General features: G+C 56.0%; 19 protein-coding genes. 10 read left to right on the top strand and 9 right to left on the bottom strand.

All coding sequences use genetic code 11. The features are described from left to right. Positions 1-142 precede the first annotated feature (142 nt). Positions 143-1,576, top strand: a complete 1,434-nt coding sequence (locus ACR0CW_RS06070; RefSeq protein ID WP_480787152.1) for a cache domain-containing protein — start codon at positions 143-145, stop codon at positions 1,574-1,576. Further along, a complete protein-coding gene (locus ACR0CW_RS06065; protein WP_480787151.1) occupies positions 1,573-2,220 on the top strand; it encodes a response regulator transcription factor in 648 nt (215 codons plus the stop codon). The genes ACR0CW_RS06070 and ACR0CW_RS06065 overlap by 4 nt, the downstream gene beginning before the upstream one ends. A gap of 7 nt (positions 2,221-2,227) precedes the next feature. Here the strand turns inward: ACR0CW_RS06065 and ACR0CW_RS06060 are convergent, their stop codons facing one another. Then, positions 2,228-2,608 carry a bleomycin resistance protein gene (locus ACR0CW_RS06060; RefSeq protein ID WP_480787150.1) on the bottom strand — a complete coding sequence of 127 codons (381 nt, stop codon included), beginning with the start codon at positions 2,606-2,608 and terminating at the stop codon, positions 2,228-2,230. A gap of 47 nt (positions 2,609-2,655) precedes the next feature. Continuing rightward, a complete protein-coding gene (locus ACR0CW_RS06055) occupies positions 2,656-3,501 on the bottom strand; it encodes a HalD/BesD family halogenase (protein WP_480787149.1) in 846 nt (281 codons plus the stop codon). 422 nt (positions 3,502-3,923) lie between these two features. Between ACR0CW_RS06055 and ACR0CW_RS06050 the strand changes: the two genes are divergently transcribed. From ACR0CW_RS06050 to ACR0CW_RS06030, 5 genes are all read left to right on the top strand, one after another. Then, positions 3,924-5,675, top strand: coding sequence for an acetolactate synthase 3 large subunit (locus ACR0CW_RS06050; protein ID WP_170330871.1), 1,752 nt, complete (start codon positions 3,924-3,926; stop codon positions 5,673-5,675). 66 nt (positions 5,676-5,741) lie between these two features. Further along, positions 5,742-6,302 (top strand): acetolactate synthase small subunit, encoded by a 561-nt coding sequence (ilvN, locus tag ACR0CW_RS06045; protein WP_155150935.1) that lies wholly within the window; start codon positions 5,742-5,744, stop codon positions 6,300-6,302. A gap of 308 nt (positions 6,303-6,610) precedes the next feature. After that, positions 6,611-7,339, top strand: coding sequence for a helix-turn-helix domain-containing protein (locus ACR0CW_RS06040; RefSeq protein WP_480787148.1), 729 nt, complete (start codon positions 6,611-6,613; stop codon positions 7,337-7,339). Positions 7,340-7,482: 143 nt separating this feature from the next. Next, the gene (locus tag ACR0CW_RS06035) at positions 7,483-8,640 is read left to right on the top strand and encodes an aromatic ring-hydroxylating oxygenase subunit alpha (protein ID WP_155150940.1); all 1,158 of its coding nucleotides are present in this window, start codon (positions 7,483-7,485) and stop codon (positions 8,638-8,640) included. Beyond that, positions 8,637-8,858, top strand: a complete 222-nt coding sequence (locus ACR0CW_RS06030) for a hypothetical protein (RefSeq protein ID WP_480787147.1) — start codon at positions 8,637-8,639, stop codon at positions 8,856-8,858. Before ACR0CW_RS06035 ends, ACR0CW_RS06030 begins: the two co-directional genes overlap by 4 nt. 92 nt (positions 8,859-8,950) lie before the next feature. Here ACR0CW_RS06030 and ACR0CW_RS06025 read toward each other — a convergent pair whose 3' ends face one another. The 4 genes from ACR0CW_RS06025 to prfB form a co-directional block, all read right to left on the bottom strand. After that, positions 8,951-9,754, bottom strand: a complete 804-nt coding sequence (locus ACR0CW_RS06025) for a DUF2189 domain-containing protein (RefSeq protein ID WP_480787146.1) — start codon at positions 9,752-9,754, stop codon at positions 8,951-8,953. Between the two features lie 31 nt (positions 9,755-9,785). Beyond that, positions 9,786-11,183 (bottom strand): amidase, encoded by a 1,398-nt coding sequence (locus tag ACR0CW_RS06020; RefSeq protein WP_480787145.1) that lies wholly within the window; start codon positions 11,181-11,183, stop codon positions 9,786-9,788. Between the two features lie 99 nt (positions 11,184-11,282). Beyond that, entirely contained in the window at positions 11,283-11,966 is a 684-nt protein-coding gene (locus tag ACR0CW_RS06015) for a M50 family metallopeptidase (RefSeq protein WP_480787144.1), read from the bottom strand. 25 nt (positions 11,967-11,991) lie between these two features. Continuing rightward, positions 11,992-13,119 carry a peptide chain release factor 2 gene (gene prfB, locus ACR0CW_RS06010; RefSeq protein WP_155150955.1) on the bottom strand — a complete coding sequence of 376 codons (1,128 nt, stop codon included), beginning with the start codon at positions 13,117-13,119 and terminating at the stop codon, positions 11,992-11,994. A gap of 77 nt (positions 13,120-13,196) precedes the next feature. Here prfB and ACR0CW_RS06005 point away from each other — a divergent pair, with 77 nt between their 5' ends. Further along, on the top strand, positions 13,197-14,024 hold the full coding sequence (locus ACR0CW_RS06005; protein WP_480787143.1) for an aminoglycoside phosphotransferase family protein: 828 nt from the start codon (positions 13,197-13,199) through the stop codon (positions 14,022-14,024). Here the strand turns inward: ACR0CW_RS06005 and ACR0CW_RS06000 are convergent. From ACR0CW_RS06000 to ACR0CW_RS05990, 3 genes are all read right to left on the bottom strand, one after another. Then, positions 14,021-16,507: a penicillin-binding protein 1A gene (locus ACR0CW_RS06000; RefSeq protein ID WP_480787142.1), complete on the bottom strand. Its 2,487-nt coding sequence runs from the start codon at positions 16,505-16,507 to the stop codon at positions 14,021-14,023. The two genes, ACR0CW_RS06005 and ACR0CW_RS06000, sit on opposite strands and share 4 nt — an antisense overlap. A gap of 95 nt (positions 16,508-16,602) precedes the next feature. Further along, positions 16,603-17,823, bottom strand: a complete 1,221-nt coding sequence (locus tag ACR0CW_RS05995; protein WP_480787141.1) for an N-acetylmuramoyl-L-alanine amidase — start codon at positions 17,821-17,823, stop codon at positions 16,603-16,605. A gap of 73 nt (positions 17,824-17,896) precedes the next feature. Beyond that, positions 17,897-19,063, bottom strand: a complete 1,167-nt coding sequence (locus tag ACR0CW_RS05990) for a pyridoxal phosphate-dependent aminotransferase (protein WP_480787140.1) — start codon at positions 19,061-19,063, stop codon at positions 17,897-17,899. Here ACR0CW_RS05990 and ACR0CW_RS05985 point away from each other — a divergent pair. Next, the gene (locus ACR0CW_RS05985) at positions 19,062-20,444 is read left to right on the top strand and encodes a M48 family metalloprotease (RefSeq protein WP_480787139.1); all 1,383 of its coding nucleotides are present in this window, start codon (positions 19,062-19,064) and stop codon (positions 20,442-20,444) included. The two genes, ACR0CW_RS05990 and ACR0CW_RS05985, sit on opposite strands and share 2 nt — an antisense overlap. Beyond that, positions 20,441-21,199, top strand: a complete 759-nt coding sequence (locus tag ACR0CW_RS05980) for a DsbA family protein (protein ID WP_155150968.1) — start codon at positions 20,441-20,443, stop codon at positions 21,197-21,199. The genes ACR0CW_RS05985 and ACR0CW_RS05980 overlap by 4 nt, the downstream gene beginning before the upstream one ends. Positions 21,200-21,251: the final 52 nt, after the last annotated feature.

The following is a 21,251-nucleotide window of genomic DNA, read 5'->3' as shown; positions in this document are numbered from 1 at the left end:
TGCGTAGAGGACGGGCTTTTTTCAGCTTTCCGGATAATTATTAGCCTCAATTTCAAGCCTGAACCCGAATTCTCAAGGCTTTACCGCACTAAAATGCCCATTCTTTTTGCAATTACCCCTCGGCTTGCGTATCGATTCGACCATGAGGGGATTCCGAAATCTGGTCTCGCTGACCTACGCACAGAAGCTGTCACTGGTGGCCGCCATTCCGCTGGTCGTGGCTGTCGCGGCAATTGCACTGTTGGTGACATATGAATCTCGGGCCACAGCCGAGCGTGAGATTCAGGCCCTGGAGCGTCGTCTGATCGAGGCCAAGAAAGAAGAGCTGCGCAACTATGTTACTCAGGCACGCAACGGTTTTGCCTATATCTATGGTCGCGCCGCCCCAAATGACGAGATCGCGCAGAACCTCGTGAAACAAATCCTCTCGGCAATGATCTATGGCAAGGATGGTTTCTTCTTTGTCTATGATTATGACGGGAAAAATCTGGTCAGCCCGCGCCAGACCGAGTTCATCAACCGCAATTGGGAAGGATTGACCGACAGCGATGGCACGCCCGTCGTAAACGAGTTCATTCGTCTCGCCCGTCAGGGTGCCGGTTGGCACAGCTTCATGTGGCAGAAGCCCTCGACCGGGGAAGAGGCGCAAATGATCGCTTATGTCGTAGGGCTGCAGGACTGGCGCTGGGTGGTCGGGACAGGTGTCTTTATCGACGACATTGTGGCCACCGTTGCCAATGCCCGAGCTGAGGTTGAGGCGCGGGTACAGCGTACATTCATGTATATTGGCGGGATTGTTCTGGCGGCGGTTCTGATCGTCTTTACCTCGGGCATGTTACTGAACATCCGCGAACGCCGCCTGGCCGATGCCAAACTCAAGGAACTGACCCAGCGTGTTTTCGATGCGCAGGAGGAAGAGCGTGGTCGCGTGGCCCGCGAGTTGCATGATGGGATCAGTCAGATACTGGTTGGTGTCCGTTATGCGCTGGATAACACCCGCCGTCGCTTATCCCGCGGCGACGATGATGGCGCACGTGATCCGTTGGACAAAGGGATCGAGCATCTGGGCACAGCCATTACCGAGGTTCGCCGTATCAGCCGAGACCTGCGCCCTGGTGTTCTGGATGATCTGGGTCTTGGCCCCGCCCTCAAGGCGCTGACCGATGATTTCAGGGAACGCACCGGAATTGAAACCGAATTCACCACCGTTGTTTTCCGCAACCGTCTGGATCAGGACAGCAAGATCGCTCTTTACCGTATCGCGCAGGAGGCGCTGACGAACATCGAACGCCATTCTGGCGCAACTCGTGTTACCATTGACCTGCGCGGCCACAAGAAAGGCGCAACCATGCGGATCACCGACAATGGCCGCGGATTGCGCACCGGACCAAACCGATCAGGCAGCGGCATTGGGCTTCGCAACATGCAGGAGCGCATTGAACAGCTTGACGGCTCCCTGCGCATTCTGTCATCACGCGGCGCGCAAAGTGGCACCGTGATCGAGGCCAGCTTGCCGCTTAGCCACTTGCTGCCACCGCAGGAAGACGCAACACCGAAACGAAAGGCCGGTTCATGAGTTCCAATACGATCCGTGTCCTGATCGTCGACGACCATCCCATGGTCGCCGAAGGCATACAGTCAATCCTGGAAAGCTATGACGAAATCGAAGTCGTCGGCACACTCAGCAACGGCCAGGAAGCAGTAGATCAGGCGAGCAGCCTGCAGCCGGATGTCATTTTAATGGATCTGAACATGCCAGGACTGGGTGGTCTGAGCGCGACCGAGCTCATCCTCGAACGGCTGCCGGACACCCGTGTTCTGATCCTGTCCATGCATGACAGCCCAGAGTACATTTCTACGGCTCTGAGCCACGGTGCGAGAGGTTACATTCTGAAGGACGTTCAGACCGAGGAAATCAAACAGGCGATCGACGCCGTGATGCAGGGTGAGCGTTACCTTTGCACTGGCGCCAGTGGCTCACTTGAACCCAAAGGCGACAGCGCGCGCGAGGCTCTTACAGGGCGTGAACAAACCATTCTCTTGGAGCTTGCACAGGGTAAATCCAATAAAGAGGTTGCTCTGGCCCTGGATATTTCAGTGCGAACCGTTGAAACCCATCGCAAGAACATCAAACGCAAACTTGGCATTTCCTCGACCGCAGGCCTGACACGATACGCCATGGAACACGGCATGCTGCAGGGCACTGGTGTCGGCTTTTAGTTCGAACTCAACGTGGCCGAATATCTTCGCCAAAGAAAATAAGCGTGCCATCTTCATCGAGCACGTGGAACTCACGCTGCAGATAGGGTTGGTCAAACGGTGCGCGTACGCGACCTTCGGGCAGATCGTCCAACCCCGAACGTAGTTGTTCGTACAACTCATCGATCCCTTCTACATCAATGTAAAAGGAGTGCTCATCCCCGAGGGGTCGGCCATCCGCACGCGGCGGACATTCCAGCAAGCGAATAGCAACTGATCCCAAAGATAGGAAAGCATAGTTGTCCTGCGTGAAACCACAGGTGAAGCCCAATCGGTCGCAGTAAAAGTCAATCTGCTTCTTCAAAGATGAGCACAAAACAAAAGGTGTGAGCTGCAATATCTGTGACACGCTGAATCTCCTGTCTGAAATAGCGCTATCTTACAGGTCAAAGCCGTTCAATCCAGCAACTGGTCTTTCCTCAGCCCCTCACGTTCATAATGATGAGGCAGCACTCGCCCATAAAGTTGTCTGGTCCGCTCCACCCCGCCACACATGCCCTCTGCTTCAACAAATGAAAAAATGCCGACATATCGTCTGCGGTCACCTTTGACCGGCGCGACACGATGCAGAGAATATCGCCCCCTGAAAATCTGCAGATCACCGGGCTGCAGCTCTAGTTGCCTGACACGTGCCATGTTTCCGTCAAGGATCGAGGCGACCGCATCAAAATTCTCGTCCTCAGCGCTGCGCAGATTGGGTGCATATTCAAACGCCCCACCCTCTTCGCCATTCTGAATCGCAAGTGTCACGGTGTAGTTGTTTGTGTCGAAGTGCCATGGAAAGCCCTGCCCTTCCTCGACCACGTTGATAATCACATCAGCCAGCGGATCATCGTATCTAAAGAACCGATCCTCATCCTCTCCCAATGCTTCGCGAATGAAAGGCAGAAAGCCTTCAAACTCGTAGATCCTGCGCAGCGGACCGGAAGCTGGAAAATTGTCAGCTGGCACAAACGCGTTTGAACGGTCGTAAAAGCGGCGGATCGGATGGGCGATCCCAAAACGCGGATCGTCTTTGGTGAAATAGGCATTGGTACGGTTGAAAGACCGGTGCGCTTTGGGCGCGACGGTGTCAGCCTCCTGCAACAACAGCTCGATACCGGTTTCATGAACAAAGCCGGGCAGAACCGCGCATCCGTCCTGATCCAACTCGCGCTTCAAATCTTCGATCATCCTGTCATAGGCCGGTGAGTCCGGCCGATCGATCGGATACCGCCCAAGATCTACCAGATCGTGTAACATGTTCCGCCTCCCTTGTTTGCGCTCTCAGGTTCAGCGTGACGCAGACAAGGGCGCCGATCATGCCCGTTTCGGACATCGGCCTGACGCATTCTGACAAGTCAATTCAGTGCCATGAGCACCAAACGGACGATCAAATTCGCGGAAATTCCCGACATGCGTCAATCTGCGCAATAAAATGTCGCAAAATACAGCCTTGAAGATAGAAAATTGGTGCGATTGCCTGTTGACGCCCCTTCCCCTCGCTCATAATGTCCCCTGCAAGCAAAGAGGAGCCTCTGGCGATGAGAACGCTAGTCGTAATCGTAGGAACCACGCGCATGGGCCGGTAACGGTAAACCATAATCGAACCCATGCGCCTCCGAAAATCTCGGGGGCTTTTTTTTGTCAAACGCAAGACACATGTCGCGAACGGAGCAAAGCAGATGACACGTGAGATGACCGGCGCAAAGATGGTTGTTCAAGCCCTCAAGGATCAGGGCGTGGACACAGTATTCGGATACCCCGGCGGCGCCGTGCTACCGATCTATGATGAAATTTTTCTGCAGAACGACATTCGCCACATTCTGGTGCGGCACGAGCAAGGTGCCATCCACGCCGCCGAAGGTTATGCCCGCTCAACCGGAAAGCCCGGCGTTGCGCTTGTTACATCCGGCCCCGGTGCCACCAACGCTGTGACCGGCCTGACGGATGCGTTGCTGGACTCGATCCCGATCGTGGTTCTGACCGGCCAGGTGCCGACTTTCATGATCGGCTCTGATGCATTTCAGGAGGCTGACACAGTTGGCATTACCCGCCCCTGCACCAAGCACAACTGGCTGGTGAAGGATACGGATTCCCTGGCATCTACGCTGCATGAAGCATTTCATGTCGCAACCGCTGGCCGCCCCGGCCCGGTTCTGATCGACATCCCCAAGGATGTGCAGTTCGCCAGCGGTGAATACACGCCACCAAAACCGTCGACTTCGCATTATCAGCCCGCACTGAAAGGCGATCTGGAAGAGATCACCGAGCTTGTTGCCGCTATTGAAACCGCCAAAAAGCCAGTGTTTTACACGGGCGGTGGAGTTATCAACTCGGGTCCCGCCGCAAGCCAGTTGCTGCGCGAACTGGTGGATGCGACTGGGTTCCCAATTACATCTACCCTGATGGGGCTGGGTGCTTATCCTGCGTCGGGTGAAAACTGGTTGGGAATGCTGGGTATGCACGGCCTTTATGAGGCCAACATGGCGATGCATGACTGTGACCTGATGATCAATATCGGCGCGCGGTTCGATGACCGGATTACCGGACGCATCGATGCATTTTCGCCGAACTCGAAAAAGGCGCATATCGACATCGACCCGTCATCGATCAACAAGGTGATCCGGGTGGACATCCCGATTGTTGGCGACGTTGCCCATGTTCTTGAAGATATCCTGAAGGTCTGGAAAGCGCGCGGACGCAAGACGGACGCTGCAAATGTCAAACAGTGGCAAAGTCAGATCGCAGACTGGCGCAAGATCAACTGCCTCGCCTATTCGGAGAACAAGAAGTCGATCAAGCCGCAATACGCGCTGCAAAGGCTTGAGGAACTGACGAAAAAGCATGATCGCTACATCACAACCGAAGTTGGCCAGCACCAGATGTGGGCAGCGCAATACCTGGGCTTCGAAGATCCGAACCGTTGGATGACGTCGGGCGGCCTCGGCACCATGGGGTATGGCTTCCCTGCCTCCATCGGCGTTCAGATGGCTCATCCTGAAGCGCTGGTCATCAACGTGGCCGGTGAAGCATCCTGGCTGATGAACATGCAGGAGATGGGCACCGCAGTACAATACCGTCTGCCGGTGAAACAGTTCATCCTGAACAACGAACGTCTGGGCATGGTGCGTCAGTGGCAGGAACTGCTGCACGGCGAGCGGTATTCGCATTCCTGGTCCGAGGCCCTGCCTGATTTCGTCAAACTCGCCGAAGCGTTCGGTGCCAAAGGTATCATGGTCAGCGACCCCGCCGATCTGGATGACGCGATCATGGAGATGATCAACTATGACGGTCCAGTTATCTTTGACTGTCTGGTTGAAAAGCACGAAAACTGCTTCCCCATGATCCCGTCGGGCAAGGCGCATAACGAAATGCTGCTGGGCGAAGCCGAGACGCAGGGCGTGATCGACTCCAAAGGTTCGGTTCTGGTTTAACAACATTCGTCGGAATTTACCGGGCGTTCGGCGTCCGGCTTTCGCAAGATGATGAAAGGGACGTAAATGTCTGCCCTACATATCAAAAAAGGCTCTACTCGCCATTCCGCCTATAACCTACGGCCCACCTTTTCGGACGTGCAAGAACGCCACACGATCGCCGTTCTCGTTGAAAACGAACCCGGCGTCTTGGCGCGGGTGATCGGTCTGTTCTCGGGCCGAGGTTACAACATCGAAAGCCTGACTGTGGCCGAGGTGGATCATACAGGCCATCTCAGCCGTATCACGATTGTCACCACGGGTACGCCGCAGGTGATCGAGCAGATCAAGGCGCAGCTGGGACGTATCGTTCCGGTTCATGATGTGCATGACCTGACTGTCGAAGGCCCCTCGGTTGAGCGCGAGCTTGCCATCATAAAAGTAGTGGGTGAAGGAGACAAAAGGGTCGAAGCACTACGTCTGGCCGATATCTTTCGCGCCAACGTAGTGGACAGTACGCTCAACTCTTTCATCTTTGAAATCACCGGCGCACCGGACAAGATCGACGCTTTTGCCGATCTGATGCGCCCGCTGGGTCTGGCCGAAGTTGCCAGAACTGGCGTTGCCGCGCTTTTGCGCGGAGACTAAACGACCAACTGCCCCGGTCTGAAATCTGCAATTTGGACCGGGGCTGGCCTGCTTATAGACAGCAGGAACCCGGACAGACGAAACTGCACCTGTCTCTATCAGTCATAATTGGCTGAGCGCATGAAAAAGATCATGCAAAATAACATAAAGCCTATTGCCTTTACTGCCCGGCACGTTAGCTTCGGGCGCGCAATGCGTCGTTTGGCGTGTTCGCTGGGGTCATCTTTACGATTTTTGACTGAAATGCGGCCTTCGGGACCGCATCGGTCCTGTTTTCCCTTAAATGGCGGTAAAAACCTGAGACATACATGATCAAAGACACCCGAAGCCCAGAAGAATTGCGCAAAATGTTCGGCGCAAATCTGAGGCGGCTTGCAAACAGATACCCTTCTGTCTCGGAACTCTGCCGCCAGCTCGGGATAAACCGTACGCAGTTCAATCGATATCTGGCTGGTGAGAGCTTTCCGCGTCCGGATGTACTGGACCGGATCTGTCGGTTCTTTAACGTCGATGCCCGCATCTTGCTCAAGCCTCTGGACGAAATCTCGACACCCCGGGGATACTCCGCCGGAGCAGCTTTGGCACAGTTTCTGGGTTCCGGACCTACCGCATTGACGGAAGCAGAGTTTCCGAACGGGTTTTATCACGCCGTTGAAACCGCCCAGTCTGAATCCGAAGCCGCGATCCACAGCCTGTATTACGCGTACCGCGTTCAACAGTGCACTCTTTTGCGCAGCTATCTATCCCGAGCAAAAGGCCCCGCCCTACTGCCCGGAGATCGTGAAATACGTGGCTTCGTCGCCTGTGCAGGCCCCAAGCTCTACGCTCTGGCCTCTCGCTATGGCGCCGCTGACTGCCGCATGTTCCTGCTTTCAAAGTCATCCGATAAACCAGAGGATCGATGGTTGGGTTTTGTTGCCGATCTATCTGAAACAGCCGTACAATTATCGGCTGCCCGGAATGTTGAATTTCGCCACTTGGGTCGAGATTTCCCTGCCGCATTGGCAGTCGCCAGAATGGCGTCCAACCCCGGTTGATTAAGAAAAGTCTTAAAATGCTCAGCGTTTGATTTTCTCCATAAACACTCATGAGTGTCGTTGTGAGAAAAGCTGAGGTCGCAGAAATATTAGCGACCGAGCTCCCTTCGTGCATAGGCTGGCAGTGTATTGAGGAGACCCACATGGCCAGCACACCCACCGATTTGTCGGCAGTTCGCAAGCCCATAGCAAATGCTCTTGGATTGCCGAACGGCCACTACACCGACCCTGCGTTGCACGCAGAAGAGAGTCAGGCCCTGCTACAGGAAGGCTGGTCAGGCCTGGCCGTAACAGCAGACGTCCCCGAACCGGGAGATGCAGTACCCTTGGAATTTATGGGTATTCCATTGCTGCTGCTTCGCGATCGTTCCGGCGTTGTCCGCGTTTTCCAGAACATATGCCGGCACCGTGGCATGATACTGGTCGAGGAGCCTCGTAAAATCGAAGGGGCCATTCGCTGCCCCTATCACAGCTGGTGTTACTCGACCGAGGGCCGGTTGGTCGCAACGCCGCATGTCGGCGGGCCCGGGCAGAATGCGCATGAAAATGTAAAACGCTCTGAACTGGGCCTTATTGAGGTGCGCAGTCACATCTGGCGCGAGATTGTCTGGATCAATGTCTCTGGTACAGCGCCCGAGTTCGAAGACGCCAACGCCAAGCTGATCGAACGTTGGTCTGAGTTCGAGAAACCCTTGTATCACGGGGGTGCGGACAGCGCGTTCCGGCTGGACGTGAACTGCAACTGGAAGCTGGCGGTCGAGAACTATTGCGAAAGCTATCACCTGCCTTGGATTCATCCGGGCCTGAACAGCTACTCCCGACTGGAAGATCACTACAATATCGAAGAGACCGGCCTGTATTCAGGTCAGGGCACGCTCGTTTACCGACAATTGAAAGGCGACAATGGCGATGTGTTTGCCGATTTCGAGGGGTTGAGCGACAAATGGGACAAGGCAGCGGAATACATCGCGGTCTTTCCCAACGTGCTGTTGGGCGTTCACAGAGATCATGCCTTTGCGATCATCCTAAGACCTGAGGCACAGGACAAGACCTCGGAGCATATACATCTGTTCTACGCCACGCCTGACACTGACAAAGACCTTCGTGCGCGGAACACCGAACAGTGGAAAGTCGTGTTCGAAGAAGATGTATTTGTAGTTGAGGGTATGCAGCGCGGTCGTGCGGCGCCGGGTTTCGATGGCGGTCATTTCTCGCCCGCCATGGATGGTCCGACGCATCTGTTTCATGATTGGGTCGCGTTGCGGCTTGAGGCGCACCGGACCGATCTGGCAGCGGAATGACCGATCTGAACACACGCCTGCTGCAAGCCCACGCAGCAGGCGACACTAAGTCGATCTCAGCACTTTACGAAGAAGCAGCCGACGCAGCGGACGACGATGATGCTGCCGGTTTCTTTCTGACCCATGCTTATGTGCATGCCTTGGAAGCAGGTCTGCCAAGCGTCGAGCAACTGCGGGATCGGTTGATCAAGATGGGTCGGGACGTGCCGCAAGGCTAGGCACGGCCCTACCGTACCCTTTTAAGAAACTCACCTCTGGTTGGGCCTAGCGCCACGCTCGCGGCGCTTATGCAGCGAGGTAGTGCCTGTTCTCAGGTCGTTACTCCAGCTTCCGGGTCAGGCACATCACGGCTGCCTTCTGTGATCTGACGATAGAGATGCCAACTGGCGTGACCTAACAATGGCAGCACGATCAACAGCCCTAAAAACCACGGCACCATTGCCACAAATGTCAGGATCGCAATAAAGACACCCCAGGCGAACATGATCCTCTTGTTGGTGCTGACGTATGCATAGCTTGAGATCATGGCAGTCACGAAATCCAGCTCGCGATCCAGCAACATGGGGATCGACAGCACCGTCAGCATGTAAAGAAGTATCGCAAACACCGCACCGACGGCCGAGCCGACGGCCAGCATCGTCAGACCATTTGGCGTCAGAAAAACCTCAAGCGAAGATGATACATTGGTCATCGTGGCCAGCCCCATGAAAAGCGCAAAGATCATGTGGCCAAGAAAGAACCAGAACAGGAACATCACCACGATAATCGCGCAGATCGACGGAAGCTGACGGCGGCTCTGCTGGATGACCACGCCGAATATCGCTCCGAAGCTCAAAGGCTCGCCCTGTTCCAAGCGGTGTGAAACTTCGTAAAGCCCGACAGCTGCGAAAGGACCGATCAGCGGAAAGCCGATAGCTGCCAGAACCAGCCAGTACGTTGTCCCGGTCTGGAGAGTTACCCAGGTCATCAGCCAGCCCGCCAGGACATAAAACCCTGCAAAAAGAAGGCCAAAGACAGGTGCCCGCCGAAAATCCTGCCATGCGCATCGCAACGACTCGCGTAGCATTTCGGTCGTGACAGGTTTCATCTTGGGAACACCAAAGGGCCTATCCATGATCTGTCTCTCCTCTGCTCTTATTCTTGCATCACATTGCCGGTCGCTTCTGCGGCCATTCAGTCGCCTGATGGTAAGCTGCACCAATCGAAATCAGCTTTGCATCTGCGTTCTTCGGGCCAAATAACTGCAGGCCCATTGGCAAACCTGCAGAACCAAACCCGGCGGGAATAGACAGGCACGGCAGCCCCAACAGGCTGACCGGCGTTACCACCTGCATCCATCGATGGTAGGTGTCCATTGAAACGCCGCCAATCTCGGTCGGGTACGGCTGTTCGATCTCAAACGGCCAAACCTGCGCGGCGGGCAAAACCAGCGCATCATAATCTGCAAACAAGTCAACAGAGCGACGGAACCAGTCAGTACGGAGCGCACTTGCACGATGAATATCCATCGCGCTGAACGACAGTCCCCGATCAAGTTCCCATTGCGCCGTATCCTTCAGAGCGGCCTTTTGAGCGATTAGTGGTTCCAAACCGGTGGCAACGCTCCATGATCTCAGTGTAATCCAGCTCTCCCAGATCTTATCCGCGTCGAATGGAGGGGGCACGACCTCAACCGCAGCTCCGAGTTCTTCGAAGACGTTAAGAGCGTCCGTACCTAGATCGAGAATACCCTGCTCCGTGGGAAACGCCCCACCCCAGTCACCAAGCCAACCAATTCGCATCCCTCTGAGATCAGCGACCTGAACGGGTGAAACTGGATCGCTTTGCCCAGCTAGCGGATGTCGCATGTCGGGACCGGAAATGACATCAAGCAGAATGCCTATGTCTTCGGGGCTACGCGCCATCGGGCCAAGGGTGGACAACTGATGCAGATACCCGTCCCCTACCGGCTCGGACGGGACGCGGCCCCATGTTGGGCGGAACCCGTAAACGTTGTTCCAGGCTGCCGGGTTGCGGAGGCTACCCATCATGTCAGACCCATCCGCCAGCGCTACCATGCCGGTGGCCAGTGCCACAGCAGCACCCCCGGATGAACCTCCGCAGGTGCGCGAAGGGTTATAAGGATTGCTGGTCGCACCGTAGACCGGGTTGAACGTGTGTGAGCCCAAGCCAAACTCTGGCGTGTTGGTCTTACCAATCAGGATTGCCCCTGCATCACGCAACCGTTTGGCGATCAGATCATCGGATTTGGGAACGTGGTCCTTGTAGATCGGTGATCCCTGCGTCGAAGGAATACCCGCCACATTCACCAGATCCTTGATCGCAATAGGTAAGCCGTGCAGGACACCGCGGTTCGGCCCATCATCCGCTGCCTGCGCCTCAGACATCAAATCGTCCTCATCCCGCAATGCGACGATGGCGTTGACCTGACCGTTGACCAGCGCGATCCGGTCCAGAGTGCTGCGCATCAATTCTGTAGCTGACAGGCGACGATCAGACAGATCGCTCAGAAGGTCATTGGCAGATGCCTTGGTCAGATCCATGGGTAGGTGTCCTTTGGCTGCTCACGGGCAGCCTAGCGACGCGCTTGGATCATTTAAAGCCACTGTTTAGATGTATCTTTTCCTGTTCGACAGAGACCGCTATCGAATCTTGAGATCGAACCTCAGATTGCTTTCCCGACCAAGCAGGTTCTTCAGACAAAAATAGATCGCGACAACACTGATCAACAGCCACAGCCCGCCCCACATCATTGTGGTTCCGCCAAACTGTTCTGCCAGCATATAGGCATCAGATCGAACCCCCGGGCGACGGATCGTGTCATCGAAAATGTCGTAGGGTACGTAAATCATGCTGGTGAGCCCGATGATCCGCAGAACCATGTCACAGGCCTTACGCACCAGAAACCGGGCCATTGCCAGCATCGCCAGCCCGACACCTGCACAGAAAGCCATCGGAAACGGATCGCGGATATAAAGCAGCGTCACTAGAAGCATCACACCACCAAACAAGCCCAGCACGAACCGGTCTGCGTGAGAACGCAAGGCAACTGTCAACAACAACATCCCCAGCAGCAAAGACCCAAGATAACCTGCGGTCAGGATGAGGAACGGGTTGCCACCTCGGATCAGGGCATAGCCACCCTGATGGATCGACAACGAAATACGCTCAATGGAACCACCTGTCAGGATGCCTGCAATGCCATGGGACAGCTCATGCAGAAACACCACCAGAATTTTGAGCGGCAGAATAACAAACGTGTTCCAAAACACGAACACCAGCACCGTGATCAGGATCAGCTGCCAGTGCCCTTTCAGAAGCGTCATGAACATGCTGTCCCGACGCCTCTCGTCAATCTTCGCCCTGCGCCTCGGACCGGCTTTTGCCCGCAACGTTCAAAGCCAGCGTAGCTGCCATGAACCCATCAAGGTCGCCGTCCAGAACGCCCTTGGTGTCGGACGTTTCGAAATTTGTCCGCAGGTCTTTAACCATTTGATAGGGCTGCAGAACGTAAGACCGGATCTGGTTGCCCCATCCTGCGTCACCCTTAGCCTCGTGCGCCGCATTGATTTCGGCGTTCCGGCGATCGAGTTCTTGCTGATAGAGGCGGGATTTCAGGGCTTTCATCGCAATATCGCGGTTCTGGTGCTGAGATTTTTCCGAGCTTGTAACCACGATTCCCGTTGGAATGTGCGTGATCCGCACGGCCGAGTCGGTTGTGTTGACGTGCTGACCACCAGCGCCCGACGAACGATACGTATCAACCCGAATATCCGCCGGGTTCACTTCGATTTCGATATTGTCATCGACCACGGGATAGACCCAGACCGAACTGAATGATGTGTGCCGTTTCGCCGCCGAGTCAAAGGGAGAAATACGCACGAGGCGATGAACGCCGCTTTCCGATTTCAGCCAGCCATATGCGTTGTGACCTGAGATCTTGTACGCTGCAGATTTGATACCGGCCTCTTCCCCCGCAGTCTCTGACTGCAGCTCGACCGTGTATCCCTTTTTCTCAGCCCACCGCACGTACATGCGCGCCAGCATCGAGGCCCAGTCGCAGCTTTCGGTTCCACCCGCGCCCGAGTTGATCTCGAGGAAGGTATCATTTCCGTCGGCCTCACCGTCCAGCAATGCTTCGAGCTCTTTCTTGGCAGCTTTTGCCCCCAGTTTCTTGATCGCTTCCTCGGCGTCCTGGACGACTTCCTCGTCCTCTTCCATCTCGCCGAGTTCAATAAGTTCGATGTTGTCGTTCAAATCGGTTTTGATCGTCTCGTAGGTCTCGATCGCATCGACCAGCATCTGACGCTCGCGCATCAGTTTTTGTGCGTTCTCGGGGTTGTCCCAAAGGTTGGGGTCCTCAACACGCGCGTTGAATTCTTCCAACCGGTGCGGCGCGGTCTCATAGTCCATACGCTGCTCCAGCAGCTCCAGCGACTTTTGGATTTCCGCCACGATGTTCTGGGTTTCGGCGCGCATGGTCTGGTCCCAACTTGCTCAATCAGGCCTGCGTGATAGCAAGAGGTGCGTGCCACCACAAGACAAGTGAGATGCGAATGAAGGATACACCGGACGAGTTGTTGGACCGATGGGGTCTGACCATCCTGTCAATGGTGGCGGATACCGGCCATGCGCGAATCTGGAAGGTCGAATCGGCTGACGCGGTTGCGGCGCTTAAGGTGTATCGCCGGTCAGATCGCGGCAACGAAGGCCCGGGATCGCGGCTTTTGTCTGCTTGGCAGGATCGCGGTGCGGTTCAAATACTTGAAGAGGCGAACAACGCAGTTCTGATGGAGTGGTTGGATGGTCCGTCACTGGGGGATGTGGCGCGCGACGGTGACCCGGAAACTGCTGTGAATTTATTGGCAGAAACTGCATCAGATCTGCATCGTCCGCCTCGGGTGGAGATTTCCGGTCTCAAAACACTAAACGATGTATTCGCCCCTCTGTTTCACTGTGAATTTACAGACACTTGTGACCCTAAACTAAAGAGCGACATGCAGCAGTCTGCGGCATTGGCCAGAGAACTGCTGGATAGTCAGCAGACACTGGTTCCGCTGCATGGCGATCTGCACACCGACAATGTCATACTGACCAAGGCTGGTCCAAAGGTGATCGATGCCAAGGGTTATCTCGGCGATCCGGCCTTTGAGCTTGCAAACGCGTTGCGACATCCCAAAGGGATGCCGGATCTTGTGCGAGATCCCGTACAGATCGGGAAATGCCTACAACTATATTCGGAGGCGATGGCGATTACGCCCGAACGCCTTGCCAAATGGGCGGCTGCAAAATGTGCATTGTCGATCTACTGGCGTTCGCACCAACAGGTTTCGGAAGACAAAGAAGCAGACCTGTTACGCCTGTTCTTGCAAGCGGCGGCTTAGTAAAGCCCGCCGCCCTGCAGATCGCCCTGGCTTGCGTTTGGTCCTACGGTGATGGTGTTACCCGTCGACGTGGTAACCTGACGACCCGAGCTGGCTTCTTCGAACAGAGGTAGGTCGGATCCCATGGCAAAACCACCGTCATAGATACGATCGATAAAGCCATCGACTCCGTCGCGGAAATACTCGGCAACGACGTAGTCGCCTGAGGCGTTATCCGGCAGGCGCGCGCCGCTGAACCGGTCGATCTTGATGAAATGCCCACCCGGAGGCACTTCGAACGGACCACCACCGTACTTCTCGACTGCTTTTTCCATAAAGCTCTGGAAAACCGGACCGCATAGGGTGCCACCATAAGCTCCCCGCCCCATCGGACGCGGACGGTCATAGCCAATATAGCAGCCTGCAACGATGTTCGACGTAAATCCGATGAACCATGCATCTTTGGATTCGTTGGTCGTGCCGGTTTTGCCTGCTGTCGGAACCGGCAGGTTCACAACGCGGGATGCCGTTCCACGATCCACCACACCTTTCATCATCGACGTCAGCTGATAGGCCGTAACCGCATCCATAACCTGTTCACGGTCGGTGACGATGGTTGGTGACTCATCAGGTTCCAACCAGCTGGAGTTGCAATCCAGACACTGACGGTCGTCGTGGCGATAGATGGTTTTGCCGAACCGGTCCTGAATACGGTCAACCAGCGTGGGTTCTACGCGTTCACCGCCATTGGCAAACATGGCATAAGCCGCAACCATTTTGTAAAGCGTGGTTTCTTCGGCCCCCAATGAGTTGGCCAAAAATGCGCCCATCCGGTCATAGACACCAAACCGTTCGGCGTACCCGGCGACAACCGGCATCGTGACCTCTTGCGCGAGGCGAATGGTCATCAGGTTCCGGGACATCTCGATCCCTGTACGCAGCGGTGTCGGGCCGTAGAACTTATTTGTCGAGTTCTTGGGACGCCACAGTCCCTGCGGGGTGTTCACCTCAATCGGGGCGTCCACAACGATGGTGGCCGGGCTGTAGCCACTGTCCAAAGCTGCGGCGTAGACGAAGGGTTTAAAGCTTGAACCCGGCTGTCGCTGCGCCTGTGTCGCGCGGTTGAAGACCGTGTCTTGATACGAAAAGCCGCCCTGCATCGACAATACGCGGCCCGAGTTCACGTCCATCGCCATGAACGCGCCCTGCACTTCAGGCACCTGACGCGCAGACCACTGACCTTCCTCGCCAGCAACGACCAAAATGACATCGCCGCGTTTGAAATTGGCTGCGAAATCGCCCTGCATCCATTTGATGTCTGAACGCGGAATAACACCGTTGGCAGGGCCATCTTCGATACCAACAGTCAGTTGCTGGTCAGCGACATCCATAACAACAGCAGGATACCACTGCGTCGGCAGCACAACGTCGCGCGGAATCTCAAGAATCGCCAGGGCTTCGCGCCACTGCGCCTCCTCACCCAACTTTTCTTCGGCGATCACCTCACCCGTGCCGCGCCATTTGCCGCGGGAACGGTCATATTTCTGCAGGGCTTCACGCAGCGCGCGGGCCGCTTCGACTTGCATCTCTTCGTCCACCGAAGCGCGAACCGTAAAGCCGCCGGTAAAGAACTCTCCCTCACCAAAGTCCTCGCTCAGTTGGCGACGAATTTCATCGGTGAAGTAGTCGCGAGGTGGCAATGCGGTGCGGAAGCTTTCGAAATCCCCGTTCTGAACAGAACGCAACGGCATCTCGACTTCGGTCTCATACGTTGCCTGATCGATATAGCCGTTTTGCTGCATTTCGCGCAGCACGTAGTTTCGGCGAGCCAGCAGACGCTCTTTCTGGCGGACGGGGTGATAATCAGAAGGCGCCTTGGGCATGGCGGCAAGCATTGCAGCCTCATGCGGCGCCAGTTCCTGCAGCGTTTTGTTGAAATAGGTTTGTGCAGCAGCGGTCACACCATAGGAGTTCTGACCAAGAAAGATCTCGTTCATATAGAGTTCGAGAATCTGTTCCTTGTCGAGCGTATCCTCAAGCCGGGTGGCGAGGATAATTTCCTTGATCTTACGTTCTGCGCGGCGGTCACCCGACAGCAGAAAGTTCTTCATCACCTGCTGCGTGATGGTCGAAGCACCGCGAACGTTTTCACCTTTAGACTTCACCGCCTCAACCCCGGCAGCAACGATACCGCGTGGATCATAGCCCTGGTGGGTGTAAAAGTTCTTGTCTTCGGCCGAGATGAACGCCTGCTTCACCAAGTCGGGAATTTCTTCGGACGGAGTGAACAGTCGGCGCTCTTGCGCGAATTCGTCGATCAGCTGGCCCTTGCCCGAGTAGATTCGGCTGATGGTCGGCGGTTTGTACTGTGCAAGGGATTCATGACTGGGCAGATCGCGCCCATACATCCAGAAGACCGCACCAACAACCAGCGCGGCCATAAAAATACCCAAAGTCACGAGGCTGAAAATCGCCCCGAAAATCGAAAGAATGAACCGGATCACGTTGCTGCCTTTTATTCGCGGTGCCGTCTATATAGTGACGCTCAGCCCAAGGGTCAAAACACCTTGGCGCATTCTAGCCAGTTTGCGTCGTCAGGTCACTGTCCAATCAGTGACCGATTGATCACGTCTTCTTGCCGCCACTTCTCAAGCCCTTTGTAAATGCCTTGCGCCATCGATGCGCGCCATTCAGGATTCCTGATGTTTTTCAAATCTCTGGGGCTGGACAGAAACCCAAGCTCTACCAGAACCGAGGGGATATCAGCTGCCTTTAGAACAGAGAACGAAGCGGTGCGGATCGGGCGACGATTCATCGGGCCGCCCTGCTGTGCCATCCCGTTAGCAATCGCCCGAGCCAGCGCATCTGTGCGCGGTTTCGTTTCCTGCCGCGCCATGTCCAGCAACACGTCCGCGACCTGATCATCCGACCCACTGAGGTCGATGCCTGAAATCAGGTCGCCCCGATCATGGCGCTCTGCCAGTTTCAGGCTGGCAACGTCCGAGGCATCTTCGGACAATGTATAGACTGCCGCGCCATGGGCCTGCCCCTCGGAGAGCGAATCTGCATGCAGCGAGATAAACACGTGCGCCCCCGCCCGATGTGCCAGCGCAATGCGACGTTCCAACGAGACGAACTGATCATCAACACGGGTCATGACCACCTCGTACCCGCCAGCCCGCAACAACAGCTCGCGCAGTTCACGCGCAAAGGTCAGCATCAACGTTTTTTCATCAGTTCCGGACACTTCGGCACCCGGATCAAGCCCACCATGTCCGGGGTCCAGCATGACGCGCAGAGGTTGATCACCCTTGCGAGGTTCAGCCTCTTCCACCGTCGCGGGCTCGGGCAAATCCCAGCCGGGGTTGCGTGGGGCACCGGCACCTTCCGCGAATGTATCAAAGTCAGTACCACGCAGATTGAGCGTCAGCAGCGCTGCCCCCGTTGCCGCGTCAATGCGCATATCAGCCGTATCCACAGCCAGCGGCGTGCCAAGTTCCATCACAAGGCGGGACCAGCCGGGGACGTAAGCTCCAAACTGCACACCGGTGATCCGGTTGCTTTTCAGAAACGCCTCGCGGTCAAGGCCAGTCCAGTCGACCTCCTGAAAATCCAGCACCATCCGGTACGGATCCTGCAGTGTGAAAACGCGATATGGCACCCCCTGGGTCAGACCAATACGCAGACGAACACCCGAAGCGCCATTGTCCGTAATCTGGCTTTGATCGGGAACAACCCGGGCAAGCGCACTGAAATCCTGCGCAAGCGCATTGCCGGTCAACGCCCATAACAGCGCGAGAACATAGAAAATCCTGCTCATGGCCTCAAGTTTTCCCGAGATCGATTGGCGCAAAGCCTATAGTACCGACATGGTTTTGTGAACGCCTTTGACGTCAGGCGCTGCTGAGTGCAACGTTACCGTGTTCAGCCATGAAAACGCGCAGACGCTCCAGACCTTCCTCGATATCGGCAGTTGAACGCGCGTAGGAGAAGCGCAGCGTTTCATGACCACGCTCGGGATCGAAATCCAGACCCGGTGTCACTGCAACGCCTGCCTTCTCCAAAATCTCGGCGGCAAAAGCGCGGCTGTCATTGGTCAGACCCGAGACATCCGCATAAACATAGAATGCCCCATCCGGCGGCGCGATATTGGTAAATCCTGCTTGGGGCAAACCCTTGAGCATCAATTCACGATTCCGGCGATAGACATCCAGATTCCCCTGAAGTTCTTCGTCGCAATCCATCGCCGCCAGTGCCGCGACCTGACTTGCGTGCGGGGCACAGATAAACATGTTCTGGGCAATACGTTCGACCACACGCACCTGATCTTCGGGAACGACCATCCAACCGACACGCCATCCGGTCATCGAGAAGTACTTTGAGAACGAGTTGATCACATAGCACTCATCCGTCAGTTCCAACGCGGTGACGGCTTTGGCCTCGTATTCCAGCCCGTGATAAATCTCGTCGCTGATAAACGATGCTCCCTGCCCCTGCGCCGCTTCAATCAACGCCCCCATCGCGGCATGGTCCAGCATAGTGCCCGTCGGATTGGCTGGCGAAGCGACCATGAGCCCTTGCAGATCGAGACCAGCAAAATCTGCTGGCACTGGCTGCAGCCGATGTTCAGGTGCGGTGGGCAAATCGACAGGCACCAGCCCCAGCGCCTTGAGTATCTGGCGGTAAGACGGATAACCCGGCGCGCCGATGCCTACGCGATCACCGCTATCGAACAACGCTGTAAATGCCAGCAGAAAGCCGCCAGAAGACCCCGGTGTGATAACGACACGCTCAGGGTTCAGATCGACATTGTACCAATCGCCATACATCCGGGCGATCCGCTGCCTCAACGCAGGCAGACCCAACGCTACTGTATAGCCCAGCGGTCCTTGCTCCATTTCCTTGGCCAGCGCCTGCACCGCCCCTTTGGGTGCGCCTGTTCCTGGCTGACCAACCTCCATATGAATGATGTGGCGCCCGTCCTCTTCTGCTTTTCGTGCAGCCTCCATCACGTCCATCACGATGAAGGGATCGACCCCGGACCGGGTTGAGTTTCTCATGCCCATCTCCCATGTTGCAGCCATGGCTTTTGAACGCGTATCCAGGCTGGCGTCAATCCCGGCTCTGATACTGGCTGTTGGCATGTGGATGGCAACGGCGGTTCAAAGCCATGCGCAAAGCCTGATACGCGATCCGGATATCGAACACGGTTTACGAGAACTCGCCTTTCCAATCCTTCGCGCGGCTGGGCTGAACACCAACCGTGTACAGGTCCTTGTCGTAAACGACAGCACTTTCAACGCCTTCGTCATCGACTACAACACGATCTACGTGAACTACGGCCTCATTCTCGCGGTTGACAGCCCCGAGATGTTGCAGGCCGTTATTGCCCACGAAGCCGCCCATATCGCCAACGGTCATCTGGCCCGGCGCGCCGAGAACCTTAGGGCAGCTCAGCGTAACGCCCAGCTGGGTCTGGCACTCGCACTGGTCGCTGCGGCTGCTGGTGGTGGCGAAGCTGCAGCGGGCATCGCAGCCGGAACCTCGTCCTCTGCGCTACGCAGCTTTCTGGGCCATACACGAGCCGAAGAGTCTTCGGCTGACCGAAGCGCTGCCAGCTATCTGCGATGGGCAGAGATTTCACCGATCGGCATGGTCGAGCTGCATCGAAAATTCGCGGGTCAGGAGTTGTTGAGTACGATAAATCAGGACCCTTACATGCGATCGCACCCGACCAGTCGCGAGCGTTTGCGTGCCGCCGAATCCTTTTTGGAAGAGTTTTCTGATAGGGCCAAGTCCAACCCGAATGCCGACTACTGGTTTGCCCGTGTGAAAGGCAAACTATCAGCTTTTCTGCGCAGCCCCGGATGGACATTGCGGCGCTCCAAAGAAGAAACGGCGCAAGATATCCGCCTGATGCGCGAAGCAGCAGCACATCACCAGAACCGAAATCTGGCGAGTGCACGTGCTGCGATTGATGGCGCCCTCGAGGTTCGTCCTGACGATCCGTTCTATTACGAACTCAAAGGCCAGATCTTGCTGGAAAACCGTCGGGTTAAAGAAGCAGTTGACGCCTATGGTAAAGCAGTAGAGCTTGCGCCCAATGACCCGCTCATTCTGGCTGGCTATGGTCGCGCGCTGCTGAGCGATGGCCAGACGAAGAACGCCCTGCAAGCCCTTGAAAAGGCTCGCGCAAGAGACTATCGAAACGCGCGCCTGATGCAGGATCTGGGTTCTGCCTATTCCAAGGTGGGCAATAACGGGATGGCATCGACCGTCACCGCAGAACGATATGCTTTGCAAGGCCGGTTGGCCGATGCAGGCATCCATGCAAAACGTGCTGTCGGGCAATTGCCCGTGGGCTCTCCGGGTTGGCAAAGGGCGCAAGATGTGTTGATTGCCTCGGAACGAGCAAAGAAAGAGAAAAGGAAACGGAAATGATCCTCAGACATGCTGCACCGGCCCTTCTGGGGCTTTCCCTGATCTCCAGCCCTGCGGCGGCGCTGGATCTCAACTCGATGAGCGATGCGGAGAAAGCTGCTTTTGGCGAACAGGTCCGCGAGTATCTGCTGGAAAACCCCAGCGTTATCGTCGAAGCGATCACCATCCTCGAACAACAGCAGGCTGCCGCCGAAGCCGTCGCCGACAAGGAACTGGTCGCGGCGAATGCGGATGAACTGTTCAATGATGGATATAGCTGGGTAGGCGGCAATCCTGATGGAGATATCACTCTTGTCGAGTTCATGGATTATCGCTGCGGCTATTGTCGCCGAGCGGTACCAGAAGTCGCAAGTCTGTTGTCAGAGGACGGCAATATCCGTCTGGTGATCAAGGAATTCCCGATCCTTGGCGAAGCGTCCCTGCTATCCTCGCAATTTGCCGTGGCCACTAAGAACGTAGCTGGCGATGATGCATACAAACAGGTGCACGATGCGTTGATGGAATTCGGTGGCGATGTTTCCGAGGTTACTCTGCGTCGTATTTCGGATGGTCTGGGGCTGGACAGCGATGCGATCATTGCCGCCATGGATAGTGACGAAGTAAACAACGAAATCGCTCAAACCCGCGCACTGGCGCAAAAGATGAAAATTTCAGGCACGCCCTCTTTTGTTCTGGGAACCGAAATGTTGCGCGGTTATCTGACTGCAGATCAGATGCAGCAAATCGCCGACGGCGTTCGCGCTGATCAAAGCTGATTGAGAGGGGGCGGACACCCCACCCCTTATCCATCGCGAGAACTTACCAGGC

The sequence above is a fragment of the Ruegeria sp. CH6 genome, from assembly GCF_056537005.1.
This window is presented reverse-complemented; position numbering and strand designations above follow the sequence as displayed.

Bases quoted from the DNA above. Each gene is read 5' to 3' on its own strand.
- ACR0CW_RS06020 (WP_480787145.1), bottom strand. From the start codon at position 11,183: ATGGATCTGACCAAGGCATCTGCCAATGACCTTCTGAGCGATCTGTCT.
- ACR0CW_RS06050 (WP_170330871.1), top strand. From the start codon at position 3,924: ATGACACGTGAGATGACCGGCGCAAAGATGGTTGTTCAAGCCCTCAAG.
- ACR0CW_RS06065 (WP_480787151.1), top strand. From the start codon at position 1,573: ATGAGTTCCAATACGATCCGTGTCCTGATCGTCGACGACCATCCCATG.
- ACR0CW_RS06070 (WP_480787152.1), top strand. From the start codon at position 143: ATGAGGGGATTCCGAAATCTGGTCTCGCTGACCTACGCACAGAAGCTG.
- ACR0CW_RS06040 (WP_480787148.1), top strand. From the start codon at position 6,611: ATGATCAAAGACACCCGAAGCCCAGAAGAATTGCGCAAAATGTTCGGC.
- ilvN (WP_155150935.1), top strand. From the start codon at position 5,742: ATGTCTGCCCTACATATCAAAAAAGGCTCTACTCGCCATTCCGCCTAT.
- ACR0CW_RS06005 (WP_480787143.1), top strand. From the start codon at position 13,197: ATGAAGGATACACCGGACGAGTTGTTGGACCGATGGGGTCTGACCATC.
- ACR0CW_RS06030 (WP_480787147.1), top strand. From the start codon at position 8,637: ATGACCGATCTGAACACACGCCTGCTGCAAGCCCACGCAGCAGGCGAC.
- ACR0CW_RS06055 (WP_480787149.1), bottom strand. From the start codon at position 3,501: ATGTTACACGATCTGGTAGATCTTGGGCGGTATCCGATCGATCGGCCG.
- ACR0CW_RS06015 (WP_480787144.1), bottom strand. From the start codon at position 11,966: ATGACGCTTCTGAAAGGGCACTGGCAGCTGATCCTGATCACGGTGCTG.
- ACR0CW_RS05980 (WP_155150968.1), top strand. From the start codon at position 20,441: ATGATCCTCAGACATGCTGCACCGGCCCTTCTGGGGCTTTCCCTGATC.
- ACR0CW_RS06025 (WP_480787146.1), bottom strand. From the start codon at position 9,754: ATGGATAGGCCCTTTGGTGTTCCCAAGATGAAACCTGTCACGACCGAA.
- prfB (WP_155150955.1), bottom strand. From the start codon at position 13,119: ATGCGCGCCGAAACCCAGAACATCGTGGCGGAAATCCAAAAGTCGCTG.
- ACR0CW_RS05995 (WP_480787141.1), bottom strand. From the start codon at position 17,823: ATGAGCAGGATTTTCTATGTTCTCGCGCTGTTATGGGCGTTGACCGGC.
- ACR0CW_RS05985 (WP_480787139.1), top strand. From the start codon at position 19,062: ATGCCCATCTCCCATGTTGCAGCCATGGCTTTTGAACGCGTATCCAGG.
- ACR0CW_RS05990 (WP_480787140.1), bottom strand. From the start codon at position 19,063: ATGAGAAACTCAACCCGGTCCGGGGTCGATCCCTTCATCGTGATGGAC.
- ACR0CW_RS06035 (WP_155150940.1), top strand. From the start codon at position 7,483: ATGGCCAGCACACCCACCGATTTGTCGGCAGTTCGCAAGCCCATAGCA.